The organism is Paenibacillus sp. FSL L8-0502 (assembly GCF_038593055.1).
Classification (GTDB): Bacteria; Bacillota; Bacilli; order Paenibacillales; family Paenibacillaceae; genus Paenibacillus; species Paenibacillus polymyxa_D.
In genome coordinates, this window is sequence record NZ_CP151958.1 from 4,962,959 (window position 1) to 4,983,492 (window position 20,534).

Below are 20,534 nucleotides of genomic sequence, written 5' to 3' on the forward strand. Positions count from 1 at the left end.
ATATCATCATCATCTTAAGGTAAAATAAGGACTATCTCCCATAGGAAATAGTCCCTTGCTGTATCGATTTAATTATTTGGAAGGATAAAATCCCTTCAATACATCACGCATTTCTTGCTTGACATGGATATTCGGACGTTTTTCTTTAGCTAAGGTCTCTGCATGTCACAGAAGAACTTTCTTGTAAGACGGATAGTGATAGCTTAATTGTTGGTGCATCTGATTCTTCAAGCCACTGGCATGTTCGACGATGACATTCCGCCTTGCTACCAGTTGCACAATTGTCCAGTACATGTCTAACGGAACTGTAAGATATTTTGTGTAAACATTTCACAGTGTGGACATGAACCTCTGAATTTTGTTTTGTAATTTGACCTTGAAAGGCTGTACTCGCTGAAAATAACGAGTTCTCATGTAATCGATAACTTATATACCATTTTAAACAGATAACTACACTACATACATTCTTCATCATAACGCCATAATGACATCAAAGTCAGCTCATTACCGAACTAGTTTTGGTTGACTCAAGTGACCATTCCTTTAAAGGGGGTATTTCAGACTTGGACTGTCTACTCAAAGTATCGGCCAAATGCTGTGCTAAACCTACCATGGTCAAAGTTGGATTCCAAGAACCACTAACAGGCCAAAGAGATGCACCAGTAACGTACACATTTTCTACGCCCTTAGGTCGATAATCCAGTCCTACAACTGCATCCTCATCGGAACCAATGTATAGGGTAGATCCTTCGTGTACCATGCCTGGCACTCTTATTTCTGAGGGATCTGGCCTAATGGCTTGCCATGTGCCTGATCCATTAGCATCTCCATGCCAATATTCTACTCTGCCTGGACCTTGGGGTGAGAGAACGCGTTCTAAGGCTTCAAAAGTTCCCTCCTCCATGGTGTCCCATACGGCAAGATCCTTTTCATTTTCCTCTACCTGCAGGAGCACATTACTAGTGAGGTCATTCCCTTCCGTTTTTCGAACTCTATTTCTTGGATTATTATAATCAAGCTCACCTAGCACAGCGCAGACAAACACAACATAGTCTTTGGACGATAGCAGCTGCTGCATCGATGCGGTAGCTACTACATCTGGCATATGACGTGCAGCAGTAGCGGCATTGGCTAGTGGATCGCGATCCGACAGAGCTGTGATTTGAATGTGATACTGGCCCTGAGTATGTTCATTCTCTCCCGCTAAATAAATGGCAGCTAACTCTAACTCTTCCAGTTCAGAGTTGAACTCATAGTCGTTACGCGGGATACGAGCCACAATAGAACTAATGAAATGTGCCGTAAATCGGCTTCCCGCATTGGTTACCTGTGGAAAAGAATTCAATATCAAGGTTGTGGGAGGAAGCGTACCCATTGCAAGGATTACTTTTGCATCACCCACGTTAACAATCCCGCGGCTTGTTTCCAACGCAGTAGCTTTGCCTTCCTGCTGCACAACACGGCTTACTATGCAATCAGTTGCAATTTTCAAAGAGCCCCCTTTTTCTTGTTGCTCTAACTGTCTCTGCTTCATTAGCAATGATAGAAGGGGTGCCGGCGTAGAAAACTTATTGAAATCTATACCTTGCACGGTTGACGACCCAACAGCCAATGGGGCGGGAATAACCCTTGTGGCCGATCCAATTTTGTTCAAATTCTTTTCGAGGCGTTTGGTGAGTTGTTCCTGCAAAACACCAAATATTGGACGATATCCTACCGGAAGCGCCGTGCAATCTTTATCGATTTCATTAGCCGGAATCACGTTAAGCAGGTATTCTGCCTGCTCAAAATATTCTTGAGCTGTGTTGATAACCTCCTCAGGCCAATGTCTCATCTCATCACGTGTTGGACGTGGGCACCAAGCACTCCAAAGTGTCGATCGACCACCAAAAAAGGGAACCATCCCGTGCTGCCACTTAATATACTGCTGGTTGATTGTGGATGCTGAAAGAGTCCATGGAAACGTTTCAGACAACCCACCTAATGTTTGCTGAAATGGGAGTGGCAAGTTTTGAAAATGCTCTGGCAAGAAAAAAGGTCCACGTTCAATGATCAGGATTCGAGCGTGAGGATCATTTTGCAATACACGATCTGCAAAACCAAGAGCACAAAAACCACTTCCAATAATGATGAAATTGAACCTCTCTTCCTCACGCACCCGCTTCCACTCCTCTTGAGAGAGGAAAAAAACATGATCCATAACCTGGGGACCCGTAGGATTTTGGGGACCCGGGGTGGGATATCCATAATTAAAATTGGGGGCTGAAGATGCAGTCTTCATACATAAGCCTCCTCATATGTTATTACTACTTCACATACGCCCTTTTCATCTGATTTTGTGTAATGAATGTTAGTATTTTTTTATGGTAATTTATTTTAAACGGGTACAGCAGACCTGAATTTCGGAAAAAATGTTCTGGGATGTTTTTCCTCATCCTGTGTTCTCCAAACAATTAAGTCAAACTCTTCTCCATTAACCTCTACTAATATTTTCTCTTTACCATTTAAGAAAGCAACAGTACCGATTGCTAGTAAGCCTTCAGCACTAAGTCCGACAAAAAAACCACCTTTTAGTTTTAGAAGTCTTTCCTCACCCTGATTATCCTTTTTTGTATAGTTGTATTGAATAGTAATAAATTCAGCTTTATTGCTTTTCTCTAATCGATTAACCTCCACATATTTCAAGAAATAAATCGTGTCTTCAAGAGCAGTAATTTCAAAAGGACCATCATTAATATAATAATGATACCAGAAGTGATGTCCATCAAGTTTACCAGGTGAGTCTCCTTCCTCTCCAATAAAGACATGCTCAAAAGCAGATGTACTCGTATCATCGTATTTATATTGCTCGAACCACATAGACTTCAATTTTTCTATCCATTCTACGTTAGAACTATTATTTGATAAAAAACCCTTTTTTTCTGCATATATCCTTGCGATTTTCATCGGTTCAGTTGTTATTGCAAATTGCAAGAAATTGTTTATTTCATTAGCTTCTTCTGTTGTAAGCAAGTCATCCTGATGTCTACGCCAATTATAATTATCATGCAGTTTTCTGAACAATTCATAGGACTTCATTTTTATATTCGGAATATAAACTTCAGTGAGTACGTGAACTTGCCGTTCTTTACTAGGAGTTGATGATTCGTTAGGGTAAGGATCCCTATCAACGATAACAAATCCATCACTTGCATTTTTTTCATTATCACTTACTCCTTTAATCAAGGGTTGCAAACCATTTTGCTTCATATCAGCTTGCCAAATTTCATTAACCCACATTTCAATATGCGCCACTACATACATCTCCCTTCAAGAATTTACTGTTCTTCCTGTAAGTTATGTTTTACATAATTAGCGTTCATTATTTATTCCAATTCAAGCTAATATTCAGAGATACCCGTATTCAAAAAACAGTGAGAATTACCGAGCCCCCGTCTTCCGAAAAAGTACTGCGAACCAATTTTGCAAATTAATTCACAAAAAAATAATGCACTAAGTAAGGTCTTCCTTATTTTCAATAAACTAAAAACTATGCCCGTCTCCAATATTTTTTTGAAATCGTGACCAATCGAATAAGTCTCTTAAATCAAAATGTAGATCAGGAATCTCCAATGAATAAAAAAGCATCTATAAAAACCATTTATATTGTGGTTTTTCAGATGCTTCTGCTCATTTTATGAGACTGTTCTTCTATTGGAAAACCTTTAAAGTTAGGGCATCATATGACCTGAACCATTACAAATGAGACTTGGCAAGGATATGTACTGCAAATGAATATTTCTTTCATAATTTGACAGCACTCACTTTTTGAATCCTCATCCAGACTGGTTTAAATCTGAAGCGAACCAGTCTGACTAAACATGATCTTAAAATTCAAATCACAGAGATATGGACTTAATAGCAGATATTGGTGGTTGAAAATAATATTCGCCCCCCGTTGGAATGACAAAATCATTCATAAGGTTAATTGGGCAACCATTTAAATCAAATGTGCGTGTACGAGGATTATTTTGACTAGGATCATTATTTTGACCAATGATTGGATCTTCTCCCCCTTCTCTAGGCAGTTTTTTTGAATTCGTCCATTTATTACTAATAAATTCAAACTGTTCCTCTATAGAGGTTTGATAGGAAAGAAACATAAGTCCCCTATCACCGTTTTGAGAATCCTCATATGGTGGAAGAGCTAAATTTATATTTAACGGTTCGCCATATGGTATACCTCGGCGAATGATTCTACGGGTTAAATTTGCACTTGCTGGCCTATCTGTATCGACATCTCGTGGATAAACTTTTCGAATATGTGCGGAGACCGGACAAACTTCCCCAAATTCATCTGCTTTAGCTTGATCAATTTCATCTTTAAAATCAATATCAGAACGGATTTTAGCTGCTGATGAATCGTTTTGAAAATTGAAATTGTTATTCGCTAAATCAGCCTTAGCTAATTCTTTGTTATCTTGAGTAGGTGATCTCATTATTGGTGCTCCACTTGGCCAACGTCCTACTAATTTTGCGCCAAACATAAAAGGATCGGAAATACCCACTTTAGGCCCTTCGTTAATTAAAAACTCCCAGAAACCTTTTACATCTTGGCGTAAACGTCGAACTACCAAAAACGAACCATTCTTCGCCCAAACAGGTACAGAATATACACTAGGAAGATCACTATCTTTTATTTGATCAGGAGTTATTGGATCATCATCTTTCTGTTTCGGGTAACCAAATACAAACTCTCCTGGCCAGATAAGCTTTTGTCCTGGACTAGCTTCAATTTGTGATCGAGGATCAGATGAATCAATAAATCGTTTTGTTAAGTAATCATCTAATGCAACAGAAATTTTTCCACGCACTCCTGGTTGGGATACACCATCTTTAAAACCAAAATGCTCGTGACCTGGTAAATCAAAACGTGTCTTACATGCTTGTTCAAAAACCATTTTTAAACCAGAGGATTTACCAAAACCAGGAACTTTATCAATGCTTAATTTTATTGTTGAAATCATTGCCTCAAGTTGATTGTGACTATCACTTGCTATAATTAAGCATATGTCAGGATTATTAGCACTTCCCCCCAAAACCCATTTATTCGGATGGCCTTCTGCTGTAGGATCAGTTGGATCTCCCAAATCTCCCGAACGTTTTTGTAATCCCTTTACGTATGCACTTTCCTGCCCGAAATCCAATAATTTTTCCTTTGGTAGAATTTTTTGAAGTCCCGAATATGAAAATGCCAAATTCATCCATGTGGCTATTAAGCCCTTAGGCTCATTTCCTTGGCGAGCCCACATAGTTTGATATAAGCGATTAAATGAAACAACTTCTCTCAACGTGGAAATTTTGGGTTCAATGTAACGGAGCCAATCTTTAACCAAATCAGGTTTTTCAATCTCAAAAAATATAAATTGTTGGTGATCTTTATTGAATCCTGCAAGGATATTTCCTTGAATATCATCAGCTTCTAATAAGGGTTCAGTTATAGACACTATGAAACATCTCCTTTCGAATTCGTGAAAAAACATTTATTTTTTACAGACGTCTGCATCCATCCAATGTGCCTGACTCACAATCAACTGCCTGATTTTGTGCTTGACCGAAACGACAAGCAATCCCTGTCAATTTAATAATTATATGTTCTGCAATTTGCCCTCCAAATTTAATATTTGTACCTCCGATCTTGATGTCACTTACAGTGAATGGAGCTGAATCAGGTACCTCAAAAACAGCACGTACAATCATTCCATCTTGTCCCCTTAAAATTTTCCAATAGTCCATTGCATTGGAACCATCCGGAGTTACAAATCCATCTGTATCAATACTATCTATATAAAGACCTACTGGATCTTTAAGTGTAATTGATGCACCCTTACGTGCTAACGCATTTACCTGGCCACCAATTGTAGGATCACTAGCTCTGAGTGGCGCACCATATTGTGCACAACAAATTAGTTCATTAGCATCAGTAATAAGTGTTCCATCTTGCTTCTTACGTAAAACTGTTGCATTTGCAGCAATGTCAATTTCTGCATTCAAAGTATTATTTGGCTGTATTAAATGTAAGCAACCGTGTGTAGTGTTCCACTTATTATATGGAAAATAAACACCTTCTAAAAAAAGATCTTCCATCTGCACATTTGGACTTATATATTGACGATATAGGGCTAACAACTTATTTTTATCCCCCTTAGCACCAGCTGTTTTCGACCCTTTATATAAAAGTGGATATCCTCCTGCTAAAGCTTCCCAATATTCAGGCCCTTCACAGGTAAACGTAACTTTTTTTACATTGCCATTTTGATCAAAAAAAGTATGCCACTCCAAGTATTCATCTTGTTGACGGACTTTAACAGAATTAACACCCCAAATTAATTGATCATCCTCCCTTAAAGAGATCTCCTTTAATTCTTCTGCAACTTTATATGCTGCTTCTTTAGGGTGAACTTTTTCCAAAAGCGCCCTTGGAAAACCTAACCAACTAATAACGCGGGATTTTTCGTCTTGTGTTGTTTCCGTAAATAAGGGATTATAAAACTGACTTTTACCTTGTTCGAGTTTTTCTTCAACATTTTTTATTCCTTCATTAAAAAAGTATGAGATGGCTTCACTCCAAGCTTCTCTCTGATTTGGAATGGAATCGAAATCTGTCAAATTTGCTGGTGGTGAAAAAAAGTTTAATTTCATGGCTATCTTCCTTCCGATATCAACTTATATTTGTAAGTAATTTCTTCTGCAGCTCTGAAAATCTCGTTCTTGTTCTATTATTGGAATAAACAATTAATTTTATACAATATTTAACAAAAAATTATTGCATAAATAACAAATTGTATCTTTCATATAAATCATTATGTAGATGACCCCAAAAAATGTATTCACTTCATTTTGAGTGGAATTTCGTTTCTATTTGTTATAGGATGCCTATGTAGCATTTCATAACCTGTAAATTCAAAACTTAAGAGTATCGGAATTAAGATGATAAAACAAAGTAGTTCTTATAAATATTTAATAAAATCTAGCATTTGTCGAGCAAATCAAATAAAAGGAACCCTTTAAGGGTTCCTTTTAAAAACTAAACCATAAATGATAACTGCACTTCACCAATTAACATCTTTTTGATTTCCATAGCTATAGTTTCAGCCATCAACGGCGGAACAGCATTACCTATCTGTGTAAATACAGCTGTACGTGGTCCCTCAAAATAAAAATTATCAGGAAACGACTGAAGTCTCGCTGCCTCTCTGACAGATATTGATCTGGACTGGTTAATATCCGGATGTATATAATAATGCCCGTCCTTGGCTATATGAGCCACTACTGTATGTGAATAAGGTAAATCTCTTGCTACAACCTTGAATCGATCCAGAAAAGCCTTAAGATTATTATGCGTTCTTAATCTTTCTGGGAGATCTGTGTACTTCAAACGCTTTTTTTCTCGATTCCAAAGGTCTATTGCAATATTGTATATTTCAAGATCCCTCTCATTATGCATTCTGGTTAAGTGCTGTGTTAATATATCCTCTTCATTCCTGATATTAGTATCCTTAAGGTATGATGTTGGTTCTTTAACATATTCATTCAATTGTTCACCTGGTACAAGTGGATGCAGGTCCGAAAAAATATCTTCGACTAATGCAAGTTGTTCGATTTGGGTAAAACGCGGATATTCGTATCCCAACTTCCTGTTCCATCCAATTAGTATAACTCTCTTTCTCTTTTGTAACACTCCGTAATGAGAAGCATCCAAGGTTTTATGTTTGATTTCATATCCGATTTCTCTCATTAAATCTTGAATATCCCTATAATAAGATCCTCCACCAGCATTTAAAATACCAGGTACATTTTCAAACACAAAAATATCAGGCTGATATTTGACCAGAAATTTCACATACTGTTTATAGAGATAGTTCCTCGGATCATTCTCCTTCTTCTGTGGATCTCTGGCTCGTCCAACAAGCGAATAGGCCTGACAGGGCGGACCGCCAATCAAAACATCAATTTTTTGAGTCTGGCCGGTATTCTCTAGTAACAACTCGTCAATCTTATTGAAAATATCCGGAATCGTGTCATCATTAATCTCTTGGTTTATTATACTTTCCAATAAACTCGCTGGGATTTCCTGATATAAATTTTCCTTAGTTATATTTCCTCTCAAATATTCCTTATATACATCAAGGCGGCCTTTACTTTTTAAATAATGATAGGCAGTCCTTGTTTTAATTGTCTCGGCTGCGTATGAATCCATTTCAACATGAGCTATTGGATTAAATCCCTGTCTCACAAATCCTTCTGAAAGCCCACCAGCACCGGCAAATAGGTCAATAAAGTTCATTTTCAAATCTCCCAATTCGTTATGTAGAAATTATACCAGGTTAAATTACGGAATCATATAAGTATTTCAAATTCCGAGCATAATCTCCACGTCCATGTCCCTGAACTGGTTCCAACATTCTTCTTTTTTACACCATTCTGTTATATTCTCTCCACCGGGAGGGTCAACAATGTGTCGATATGCTGCATCCGTCACTCTGTCAATCACATCTTCCAAACTCGCGGGAATTGCCTGTTTGCGCCAGATCAATTCCAAATCAATCTGCTGTTGCGTCTTATAGGATAGCCAGGCTATAGTATAGGTCACAATATTTGCTCGGTATTTATAATGGACTCTTTTCGATACACCATTAAATAGAATTGCCTTTGATATCAAATCCTTAAAATAATCCTGTTCTATCTTGGATACGTCCATGACAGATATTTTTTTTGTGAATTCGAGGAAGTTCTTTTGCGATCCCCTACTTACAATATGAGGAATCTGATCCCAAGAATTAATGTACTTAGCCAAATCAGTTTTTGTAAATAATTGAGATTTGGGATAAGTTTGGTCAAATTGTATTCGAGCGTTACGTGTTTTGTCTCTCCCTTTCAAATCAAGGTATTGACCACGAGCACGTTCATAGAACCATCTGGTTTGCCTTTGCTTTCCTTCAGTAGCGGGAGCCCATATAGTTCGGGAAAACTGTTCAATCTTTCTATGATATGGATCATTTGCGAAAAAATCATCCGTTTGAATTTTATTTTGACTATTGGCATAAGCCGAAATTCTGGGGACAATCTCGTCCAATTTTTTCGAATCCTTTATTACTGTTAATTTCATTTGTACATTTATACGTGAAACATCATTTTTCTTTTTAAGTGTGTGATATATGGAGGCTGTCGTCTGCCCGCCATTCACTATCTGAAAATCATGAATTTTCGATAGAACAAGGCTCCCGTCTTTTCGTTCCTCAAATTCCACTCTGTCAGAAGTTGCAGAGATCCCATTATTGTATGCCACAAACATTTCCGGCTCATTTATGATGGTGTCTCTTATCCCCCTATTAGTCCCTCTCATCTGAAGAAATGAACGTACATTTCGTTCAATTAAACGTTCTCCAAATTCCTCATATATATCGGCAAGTAATTGACCTGGAATAAACAACAAATATGCCTCGTATATCTCATTGGACAAAGGCATCTTCAAACATGGCAGCCCGGCCCCAAACTTGCTTAATATATCGAACTCAACTGGCTCCCTGCCCTTGCCTGAACTTAAAAGTCGATAAAGACGCTCCATATCCCAGATCTGCAGTTCCACAGAAGCGATTCCTGTCTTAGTTTCATCCAGTTTAACATTTCTGGCCATACCGTCAGTCAATAAAACTATTTTCAACTGATGAATTTGTTCATGATGATCGTATATAAACTTGGCTAATTCAAAGACTTCACTTTGTGTGGTCAACGCTTTATAAAGCCCACCAATACTTTTTTTGTAGAAAGAAACGGCCCTTCTGAGTGCAGGTTCCCAATCATTTTTCCTCAGTACAAGAGGAGGTGCAATCCTTGTATGCAGAGAGATAACCAAGGTTAGGGCATAAAGATCATTGTCCTCAACAATGGAAAAACCATTAACCTGGATACCGGTTCTTCTGAAATTAAGCACTTCAAAATCGCCAATTTCTCCGGATTCCCTTATAAAATCAAGAACAACTTCCGTGAAGACCCCCTGCTGTTCCCTATCGTGTTCTTTTGCCAGCCCATCTACATAATTTTTAAAGTCTTCTGAATAATCCCTGAAATCCTTCTCCAAATTGGTTCACTCACTTTTCCTGTTTCTTATGATAAAATCCGCTATTAGAGAAACGGTCTCGTCAAATTTTGTTTTGAAATCATGCTCCCAGATTCGTAGTATCTTCCATTCGGAACTTACATAGTGTCCAGTGACCTTTTTATCTCTTTCTACATTCCCCAACAGCTTTTCCTTCCAAAATTCCCCGTTATTCTTTGGGATATTGGAGTGAAGGGGACATTGATGCCAAAAACAGGAATCGATAAAGATAACCAGTTTATATTTTTTTATGCTAAATTAAACCATTACCCTAATATTTAACTAATTCTCCCGCCTGTTCAAGAGCAAAAAAATGCCTGGAGACTTTTCTTGCAGGTTCACCCTCAATTCTCAAACCTAATTCGATATTGGATCCCATGCCATGATAGGTCATGTTTGCGGACCCAATATATAACTCGATATTATCTACTATTAAAAGCTTGGCATGAAGACTCGCCAAGGGATCATCAGCATTTCCAATCCATTTCAGCATTGTAGGTTCTGGAATATTTCCCTTCCAGTTTGCTAGAAACTCTTTAATATTGCTGCCATTATCATGTAATGCAATCCTTACACTGCATCCCCTGAGGATGGCAGCAGCAAGAGCATCCAAAATACTAAGTGTCCTGTCATTAGCTGTAAAACTATAGCCCACTAAAAAGATTTCCCTTCTTGCACGTTCAATCATCTCTTTAATGAGTGCATAATTGCTTCTAGCTAAAGACATGGGGTTGGCAAATGGACCCGACCATGCGAGTTCCACTTCTGGAATACTCATTTCCATATTCCTTTTAGTATGCATAGCCGAGTGAAAAATTAAAATAATCACATCCGGATGTAATTCTTGCTTTCTCCACTGAGATATTAAATCCTGAATTAATGGCAGTGGAACGTTGGCAGGAAGTGTTGCTCTTTTCCATTCAGCCAGGCTGGTATATTGATCGATTTCTCCACTCCTGATGTACTGGACTATTCTCTCAAGATCAGCTAAAGAGCAGGAACATGTAATGGAAGAAATAGATTTTGCAATGGATTCGCTCTGCATTTTTCCCCCTATTCAAAGTAGGCCAGTTCAGTTTCCGAAACGGTGGGAACCAGAAACGCTCGATCCAGAAAACGATTTGACTTTTCACACGATGTTTCTGCGGCAAGCTGACACGCATGACAGGCAGCACCATTCAAGTCACCAATAGCATGCGGTTTATGTTCGGAACATAATGGGTCACCAGAACAAAAACGAGCCTCCTGAAGAGCACTCCAGAGTATCTCCTCAAACCTATCTTTCTTACCCAGTTCGACCAATCCCCCCAGACTGCCCTCCGAATCCGGTGTAGCTGTATATATAAGAATTCCTGCCATTCTTTCTGTATCGGTATTTCTGGAATATATCCTTTCCCTCAAAGAAGTTGCGGAGTATCCAGAATCCATGCATAATTGCCTCATTAATGCGTGCGAAAGGGTATGGAGAAGTACATATCTGGGTTCAGGACCTCCGGGGTACTCCATGTTTCTATCATCACAATATTGTCTGAACGCCTCTGCCATTGGAATCTGGTTGCTATTAAATTTTTCTTCCCATATTTTCAATGCATCATCGTTTAAAGTTATGAATATCCCTTCTCCTTTTGTAATGATTCCGGGTCTCCAGTTAAGATAATCCTTTTTGCTCAATGACGCCTTATACGAAGCTTTTGTCGTTTCGCTATCTGCTTTTTCAATGTTATCCGGGAGGGCTTCAATTCGGCTGAATCCATCCAGGACTCTAACCTCTGTTAATCTTCTAACCATGATAATATTGGATAATTTATCTTTGTACCGTTCTGGCACTCCCTGTTCTTCTATCTCAAAATCATGCTTGGCATCCATGGATGTTCCCTTCAACAAAGCCTGCCATTCAGGGTAATACAAATCCTGATCCACTCCTTCTCCGAGTGAGCGCTGGTTTTGTATGGCACTCCATACATCATCGACATTTTTATCCTCAAACTCTGCAAAAACCCCCATATCAATAAGCATCTGGAGATTTTCCTTGCTTTCCACTTTGGTTAGACGATCCATTACACCCGCAACATCCTGGTGTATGGGACTTGAATAGGGAGGTATGGAAAGTGCGCTCACCACTACAGGAAAATAAAGATTGGAAGCACCCCTGAGCAAAGCCCTCTGTTCTTCCTCACAAGGTTGGGTGTCCCAAGGACCCAGCCAGTTCCTGTGCCCCAAGCATTTTCCCAAACCTTTACCCATAAAAGCTTCATCAAGTGAACGTTTTTGGCCACATCCCCTGCACTCAATCTCCACGTCGGAAATTGAACCTGTAGCACCCTTGTCATTCAGGTATAACAAGTCCTTACACTTTTCTGATTTGTCCTCCTTGTGTACATAGAAATCCCATGGAAAATCATCAATATGTCCGGCAGAGCAGGCCACAATAAAACGTGCAGGAAAAACTTTTGTTAAGCCGTTTTCCTCACCACATTTACAATAACTTACATTTTCATTTTCTTTCTTGAAAAAGTTTTTGGCGAGTGACAGTTTTCTGCATTTTGGGCACACAAGGAATCGAGGGAAACGATAGGCTGGAAGCGATCCCTGCCGTGTTTCATTCTTACTCTCCACCATGGGAGGTGTGTAAATCTTTTGAATACCCAGTTTCCGTGTTAACCTCGGTTCATTTATTGGAACACATTGTTTCAGATTCCAGTCATCCACTCCGGCAATTATGATTGAAAAGTCCGGCAAATCCATGATAGCCCCAGGGCCAAAAGTAGATACAAGCTGGCTGTTTCTAACTTCTCCTATTTTCCCGTTCATGAGTCTACTCCTTTAATAAATAAATTCCAACTGATGACTCCACGTCTCTCATGGAATTTGGAATTGAAAATGTTGAAGCAGGGGCCTTTTCCCCTAATGGATATAACAATTTCTCCTTACCTCCGGTATATGTCAGACTTGTTCCGAAAGTTTTGGATTCCCACTTGTCCATCAAGGACTTTAAATGTTCTTCCACTTCATCTTCACGTTGTAATCCCATATTCTCAAGCCGCTTCCTCATAAATTCCATAATGCTTTCAATATACGCTGCATTGGACCTGAATTTTTTGGCAGTTTCTCTTTTGGACAGTTTATATTCGGACAATCTTGTCATTGAAACAAGGACTGCTGAAAGGGCTCTATCACGTGCACGGGATGAAAAAGGGGTAACGCTAATTGCTTCCACATATCGGTATAATGCAGCATGATATGAGCCAAAACGCTCGTAATGTGATACATCCCTTGGCCTCGCCCAGTTATAAACCGTAATGACCAAGCCTGGATGTTCGCGCCCCACACGGCTTGTAGCCTGGATATATTCTGCAGTTGTTTTAGGTTGTCCCGTCACTACCATCAGGCCCAAACGACTAACATCAACCCCTACGGATATCATGTTGCTGGCAAATACAACGTCAACAGGATTAACATGATTTGGAGAGTCCACATGGAAGGGCTGCTCCAGCCTTTGAAGCAATGCCGGAATCTGTGATGAATCCACCCGGCTTGTAAGTTCGGGTACATTCTCCTTAAGTTTACGATCGACAAATTGATATTTCTGTCCGCGATTGGAAGATGACAGTACACTCATTCTGCTTCTTACGTCATCTTCAATTAATCTTACAGCTCCGCCTAGTTCTCTCAAACTATTGAAATAACCAACAAGTGTTTGGTAGGGATCAAGATCTTCATCCAAATGTTTCATTGCCCCAGTTGACGAAAGTAAAGCTGCATATACCCGGACCAAGGCTGTTTTAACGCTTCGACCAGGAGCAAATATCCCCACATAGTTTCGCCCTGGTAGTTCTTTAGTTGGTTGCTCTACTGCGAAGTAGGAGTTGCCCGAATCCAGAGCAGGACTTGGAAAAATGGAAAGGCTTCTTGCGAAAAGTGACTGGATCTGTTCTTTTGCACGTCGGATTGTGGCTGTCGATGCTACAACCTTCGGTGTTACCTCCACTCCGTTCCTTATTCCACTGCATAGATAATCTATAGCTGTTTCATACAGACCCACCATTGTTCCCAAAGGCCCTGAAATTAAGTGCAATTCATCCTGGATAACTAGTTCCGGGGGAAGTAACTCACGTTGATCCATGGAATCACCTGTTATTGTACTTGTTTTCAAAACATCTTTTATCCATCCTTGAGTGTTTGGAGCAGCCCCTTCAGGAACAAATCCCCAAGGCTGAATTTGACCTTTAACTTTTCCAAATAGTGACTGGGTTTCTCCAACCCATGGCAGTCGGGCAAATTTATCAACAGTTCCAATTAAAAGCGTTGGTAACAATCTATATATTTCCTCGTCAGTAACCACAGCCGGAATCCCTTCTGGATTTTTCAAACGGTGAAACTCGCATTCACGTCTTGAACATCCGATTAAAATTCTCCTATTTTTCTTATCAAGAAAATAGTTACTACGACTGTGCAGTTCCGAACCACACCACGGACATGAAACCAACTGAACGGGAGTAGGTGCTCCAGGGCTTGGTTGTTCATTTTCCATTAGCTTTACACTTTCATCGAAGTCATTCGGGGTGTTTTTGCTACCCACCCATAATCCAATTCTGAAGGGCTCTTCCCCCCAAGAATCCTTGTCCTGTATTCGTTCCATTTCGCATGCACAGATTAAGGTTGCTGCTCTTTGGAATTGCTGGATGGTCAATAGCCTCAGGGTGTAGCGCATTAGGATGGTTACACCAGCATCTCCACGCTTTCCATTTTGCTCTTTTCGAAGTCTTCTCAGGGCCATTACAAATGCCGACAATCCGAGATATGCCTCCGTTTTACCACCACCTGTCGGAAACCACAGCAAATCAGCGACTTTTCTGTCATCATGGTCGGGTTCAACGATGCCCGTAAGGGACTGCAAAATAAATGCGATCTGGAACGGCCTCCATTGAGTACGTATTCCCTTTGGTTCCTCGGACCAATTTTTGGTTTTGCTTGCTTTTCGTGCCCAAATACTCTGTATTCGTTGTTTTGACATGACCCTATTGGCAAAGCAAAACGCTCTGAATACCTCTCTGTCCCTCCCTTCATCCCTTATTAAGCCAAGTCCCTTTCTCATACGCTTCAGGGACTCCTTGCACAATCGCAAATGTTCCTCCCCCGTGTTATATTGCTCCTCATCGAGGTCAATTTTTATCGTCTCCAAGATATCGCCTTGTTCCTCAATCCATCCTTCGTATTCATCGAGCATCGGGTTAAGACAATTATAGATTTCATCGCCATTCCTTGCTTTCGATATTTCCTTCATATCAAGCGATCCATTCCCCAGCCAGTCAGGGGGGATAACACGCGGAATTTCATATACGGGTATGATTTTGGTAAATAGACTGCCAACGAGTTCTTCATCATTCGAGAAATCATTCCAGTCAACGGCAACACCATGCCCTACTGCGAAAACACGCTGTTTTCTATACAACAAATTGTCTGCCGCCACGTCGGGAGCCTGATAACCCCGGTCCATGTTTAATTTCCTTACCGAGAACGGGTATTCGCATCCATATCCCTTTACTTTTAACAGAGGCTGATAAAGACAAAATGCATCCTTGAGAGTGTCCGGTTTCTCTCTCCGATTGACCAAAAATAAGCTGACCGCCAATCTTCCTGATCCATCTTTGAGAGGACGGGCAAGCCATTCAAGATTAACCTCTCCCATAGCGTCTGATTTCAGTGCAATTATGCGCCTCAAACCATCAGCCGGCATTAAATCAATTGTTTTTTTGTCCTTAATGGGAGTTCTTTTCCAAGGTGACTTTTTCTTCTCACCCAGCTTAAAGTACTCGCCCCATTCATAGAACACGCGAATCTTCTCCTGACCGGCTTCAACAACAAAAGACAAGCCGATTGAAGAAGGCTTCATGGCCTGCATTAAAGGTGCAATAGCTTCGGGGGTGCCATGGCCATCTTCATTGTCATCCGTCTCTGTCTTTTCATCATCTTCCTTTTCCATTAAGGTACCATTCGGCCATAGTATACCGGTCAAATATCTCTGGGAAGGAGATTCCCCGATCTCCTCATCTTCATAATTTGGTCCTACCAACTCCAATGTCAATCGATCTATTAAGTCATTACGAATATTAACCTTTTCCTGTTCTCCCATAAATATCACTCCCTATGGAATTATTATACTTTAATATTTCATTAAAAGTAGGAATAAAGTCCTTTTATGTCGAACTATATTCTGAAATTATATTATTGGGGGATGTAGCATTTGACTCTTGATACTTTAATATCCCGATTCAACAAAGAACAACAGGAAGTAATAAAGGCCCCTTTGGGAAGCTTGGCAATTAATGCAGCTGCTGGAACGGGTAAGACCAGTACTTTAGCAGCACGCATATTATATTTGCAACTTGAAATGAACATACCGGCTGATTCAATTATAGCCTTATCTTTCTCTAGAACCGCACGAAGTCGATTATTGCAAAAGCTTGAAGAATTTTGTATGGAAATTGGTATGGGTAGGACCGTACCCGTATATACATTTCATGGATTGTCATATCGTATACTAAGATTGGCAATTGAATGTAATGAAACTTGGCTTCGTCCAAATTTCAGGCTGATAGAAGGCAATGAGATATTGAATAATAATTTTGATTATCTTTTCGATAAACTGGAGAGCGCCAAAAAAGTCCCTATTGATTGTTACCTCAAGATATTGGATGAACTTCGACAAGGTTCAAATGACATGGATTGCCTTACAAAACCTAATGAACTACCTTCCAATCAGCACATATGCTGGACTGACGGTAGTAGAAATTTTAATATCAAGACCGATGATCTAAAGAAGCTATGGGCGAGATATAATAACCTGCTTCAAGTTAACAACTGCATAGATTATTGTGGTTTGATTACCGAAGCCATTCGTGTACTCGGAAATTCAGATGGACAAACATTAAAACGGTTGAGAAACGGACTGAAATATATTTTGGTGGATGAGTATCAGGATACATCGCGCGCACAAGAATCATTATTGTTTTCTATTTCCCGGGATGATATTTGCCTTAATGTTGTAGGCGATGCTGGACAAACCATTTATACGTTTAATGGTTCAAGCATATCAAATATTCTGAATTTTGAAGATCGGGCTAGATCTGTGGCACAGAAGGTACTATCTTCTACTTCTCTTATAAGAAACTACCGATCAACCGAGAATATTATAAAGGTTGCAAACCGAATAAACCTGATCAGTGGAATAGCTAATAAATTGATACCGGAATCAAAACTTGTTAATGAGGCGGTAAAGTTGATCCATGCACCATCTCTTCAGCTTGCAGGTGATTATATTGCATCTGAAGTCTCAACTCTCTTCGAAAATAGTGACATTACGCCACAGGAGATTTGTGTGTTGGTCAGAAAGAACACAGAGCATTCTCCCCAAGGAACCATTGTGATGGAAGCGTTAAATGCTCATAATTTGTCTGCAAACGTGATAAGGGATTCCGATGTTGATCACAAACGTGAAATACGCAATTATATTTCTCAAATCTGTATGAGCCCCGACTACTATGGAATGACCATTGTCGAGTTTATTAAGGCAGATACACATCGCTTACTTACCGATATTCCAGAAGGCATTCTATCTGAAGATATCAGAGATGAAATTACGGAATTTCAGAAAATGGGACTTGAATTCTGCTTTGAAATATCGGAAGAGATATATAATACCATCGAATCAGGGAACGAGCCCGAACCGAGTATACTGGATGCAAATATACAGATTCGGACAATTCATTCAGCCAAAGGAGAAGAGTTTAAAGTTGTCTTTCTTTTGTACCTCGGTGACAGAACATTTCCAAATGGAAGTTCTCCAGATATAGACGAGGAAAGAAGATTGCTTTACGTAGGTTTAACCCGTGCCAAGGAAAAGCTTTATGTAATTGGGCACCCAGGAATACACTTTGATAGTTTTTTTGATGAGTGTATGGGGGAAGGTACGGAGTTGATAGAACACTATGAGTTTAACGGTTTTACACCGACTTCCACAGATGACGACAAGATACTCGAATTGGGCGACATAGAGCTTATTAATAATGCGAAAAAGCTCCAGGAAAAAGCGGAACAGAAGTATAAAACCGAGGTGCTAAATTTTTTTGGGGATGATTTCTAAAATCAAGCTGGCAAGGAGAATAAAATATGGCACTAAAACTAATTAAATTGACAGAAGAACAAGAAAAGTGCGTGCAGTTTACTCCAAAAGGAGAATTGTTGATAAGGGGTATTCCGGGTGCCGGAAAAACGACAATTCTTCTTGAAAGAGCGAACTATCTGAACAAGTTAGAGTCTAATGAAGGAGAACGAAATGTTTTATTTTTAACTTTTAATCGGGCTTTGTCTACCTATTTAAGACAACTTGCTAAAAAGGCAACCACACAAACACCTGTTGAAGCATTAACCTTTCATACTTGGGGAGCGCAGATTCTAAAAGAGATTGGGGCCTTGAACACCAGAAATATTGCTGGAAAAGAACAAGTGGAAATGATTGCTTACGCAAAAAGGACAATCGCAAAATACGGAGACCCCACCTTTCCAAACATTAAAGCAAAAACACCACAGATGACCGAATACCAATTAATAAAGTTTCTTAAGGAGGAAGTATCCTGGATTAAGAACAACAACATGAATGAGAGAGAGAAATATTTAAGTTGTGCTCGTACAGGACGGGGAAATCAAATTCAGGTTACTAAATTGCATCGTGAATCCATTTTTGATGTTTATGAGAAATACCAGTCCATACTCACAAGCAAAAACGCACATGATTTTGATGATATTGCCATTCTGTTACTGATACATGAACACGAAATCACTGTTGATCGGAGACCGTTACATGTACTCATCGATGAAGCACAAGACCTGTCTCCTGCGCAATTAAAGGTCGTCAAGTTGCTTGCTGTTAAGAGTCTTACAATTGCAGCCGACAAAGGACAACAAATATATAGAAGATCTTTTACTTGGAAAAGCGTGGATATTGATATAAAAGGGACACGAAGTAAAATACTTAATAAAAGCTTTCGCTCCACCAAACAAATTATTCAACTTGCGAAAAGTTTGCAGGCTCACGACAAGACACTGTTAAACGATTCAGAATTTCTGCCATCCACAGATCCGGATATTAAGGGGCCAGTTCCAGAATTAAGCATGGTCAGCTCAACTGCCGAAGAAAAAAAGCAGCTTATAAAAAAAATTAAAGAGCTTATTACAGAATTCCCTACGGATACAATTGGAGTGATTGCACATTCAAATGACCGATTGGATGATATTGCACTTGCCTTAGCCAAAGTAAACATTGCTGCAATAAAAATAAAGTCGGATGAGGCCGATTTTCTAACTCAGGGTGTTAAACTTGTTTCGTTTCATTCATCCAAAGGCTTGGAATTCGATCATGTCATCGTAACCGGTCTTCAGGAGGGCAAACTTCCTATCAAACTATCAGATCCAGGCGATGATCCCGATGCTCACGTAGCGACCGAACGTCGCAAGCTGTATGTGGCCATGACTCGTGCCCGATTGACGCTTTCTCTTATTGCTGTAACTCCATTTTCCCAGTTTGTCGGGGAGCTGGATAACGATCTTTATAAGATAGTTTAAAATTCCGAAAAATTATTTAGAAGATAAATAGTTCCTAGTAATTATATATATCTAGAAAAGTCTTAGATTAAGCTGTTTTGGAGCTATTATTTACCCTTAGTTAAACATGTTGCTCACTGTAATTCCACTCAATAACCCAATCACTTGTACCAGGGTTACCCTTGCACCCACAAAGCTGCCATGGTAGCCCTGCTCTTCTTTATCTAGACTCCCGTATCAGTAAACGCTAACGTGAATCTGGTTCCTGATTTCGTTCTTCTACCATAAACATCCGTTGCAACTGTGTACAGTACATTAATCTCCATACTTAAAATCCTAACAGTCAGCATGCGCCAAACAACAAACCCGGCTGACGTCTTGGGATCCCCCCATCTGAGTCCCAAGAGTATATTGAAAGAACGAAGTGGTAGAATCCGTTTATTCAGATAGTCACAGCCGGAAAACCGTGAACTGCTCCTAGTACTCCTCTCTGAAGCCCCGAGTAATGGAGAATAACTTGCAGGGCATAGATGTATGGAGAAAATAAAGTATTAGACTCGGCGAAGCGATCTGCGACTGGCTAAGTCGGCCAGTTGCTCCTCAATGCTTCAGCTTGCCACTCTTGGTTCTCAAAGGATACACCGGGCGCGCGGGAATCGAAAGCCGGTCACGACGACCAACTGCTGCGCGAAGCTTCACAGTCTAATACTTATTATCTGGTTTGATTCGTTTTAAGGATTCACTTAATGCCTCAGTCTAAAACTTATTTTTCAAAACCTGACGATCAACAGAACCG

The 20,534-nt window shown here is 39.7% G+C and carries 11 protein-coding genes and 1 pseudogene; 2 read left to right on the top strand and 10 right to left on the bottom strand.

Annotation, left to right across the window (positions count from 1 at the left end; all coding sequences use genetic code 11):
• Positions 1-177: 177 nt before the first annotated feature.
• The 10 genes and pseudogenes from NSQ57_RS21660 to drmA all read right to left on the bottom strand — a co-directional run.
• Positions 178-297, bottom strand: a pseudogene (locus NSQ57_RS21660) (IS110 family transposase); the annotation flags it as partial.
• 199 nt (positions 298-496) lie between these two features.
• Complete coding sequence (locus NSQ57_RS21665) at positions 497-2,281, bottom strand: GMC oxidoreductase (protein WP_342425287.1); 1,785 nt, start codon at positions 2,279-2,281, stop codon at positions 497-499.
• Between the two features lie 95 nt (positions 2,282-2,376).
• Positions 2,377-3,294: a hypothetical protein gene (locus tag NSQ57_RS21670; protein WP_342425288.1), complete on the bottom strand. Its 918-nt coding sequence runs from the start codon at positions 3,292-3,294 to the stop codon at positions 2,377-2,379.
• A 584-nt stretch (positions 3,295-3,878) separates the two neighbouring features.
• Positions 3,879-5,486, bottom strand: coding sequence for a Dyp-type peroxidase (locus NSQ57_RS21675; protein WP_342425289.1), 1,608 nt, complete (start codon positions 5,484-5,486; stop codon positions 3,879-3,881).
• 43 nt (positions 5,487-5,529) lie between these two features.
• Positions 5,530-6,681, bottom strand: coding sequence for a hypothetical protein (locus NSQ57_RS21680; protein ID WP_342425290.1), 1,152 nt, complete (start codon positions 6,679-6,681; stop codon positions 5,530-5,532).
• 385 nt (positions 6,682-7,066) lie between these two features.
• On the bottom strand, positions 7,067-8,326 hold the full coding sequence (locus NSQ57_RS21685; RefSeq protein WP_342425291.1) for a DNA cytosine methyltransferase: 1,260 nt from the start codon (positions 8,324-8,326) through the stop codon (positions 7,067-7,069).
• Positions 8,327-8,392: 66 nt separating this feature from the next.
• Entirely contained in the window at positions 8,393-10,120 is a 1,728-nt protein-coding gene (locus tag NSQ57_RS21690; protein ID WP_342425292.1) for an AIPR family protein, read from the bottom strand.
• 289 nt (positions 10,121-10,409) lie between these two features.
• Positions 10,410-11,183, bottom strand: coding sequence for a phospholipase D-like domain-containing protein (locus tag NSQ57_RS21695; protein ID WP_342425293.1), 774 nt, complete (start codon positions 11,181-11,183; stop codon positions 10,410-10,412).
• 8 nt (positions 11,184-11,191) lie between these two features.
• A complete protein-coding gene (locus NSQ57_RS21700; protein ID WP_342425294.1) occupies positions 11,192-12,949 on the bottom strand; it encodes a DUF1998 domain-containing protein in 1,758 nt (585 codons plus the stop codon).
• A gap of 4 nt (positions 12,950-12,953) precedes the next feature.
• Positions 12,954-16,271, bottom strand: coding sequence for a DISARM system helicase DrmA (gene drmA, locus NSQ57_RS21705; RefSeq protein ID WP_342425295.1), 3,318 nt, complete (start codon positions 16,269-16,271; stop codon positions 12,954-12,956).
• Between the two features lie 111 nt (positions 16,272-16,382).
• Between drmA and NSQ57_RS21710 the strand changes: the two genes are divergently transcribed.
• Positions 16,383-18,281, top strand: coding sequence for an ATP-dependent helicase (locus tag NSQ57_RS21710; RefSeq protein WP_342425296.1), 1,899 nt, complete (start codon positions 16,383-16,385; stop codon positions 18,279-18,281).
• Between the two features lie 26 nt (positions 18,282-18,307).
• Entirely contained in the window at positions 18,308-19,759 is a 1,452-nt protein-coding gene (locus tag NSQ57_RS21715) for an ATP-dependent helicase (protein WP_342425297.1), read from the top strand.
• Positions 19,760-20,534: the final 775 nt, after the last annotated feature.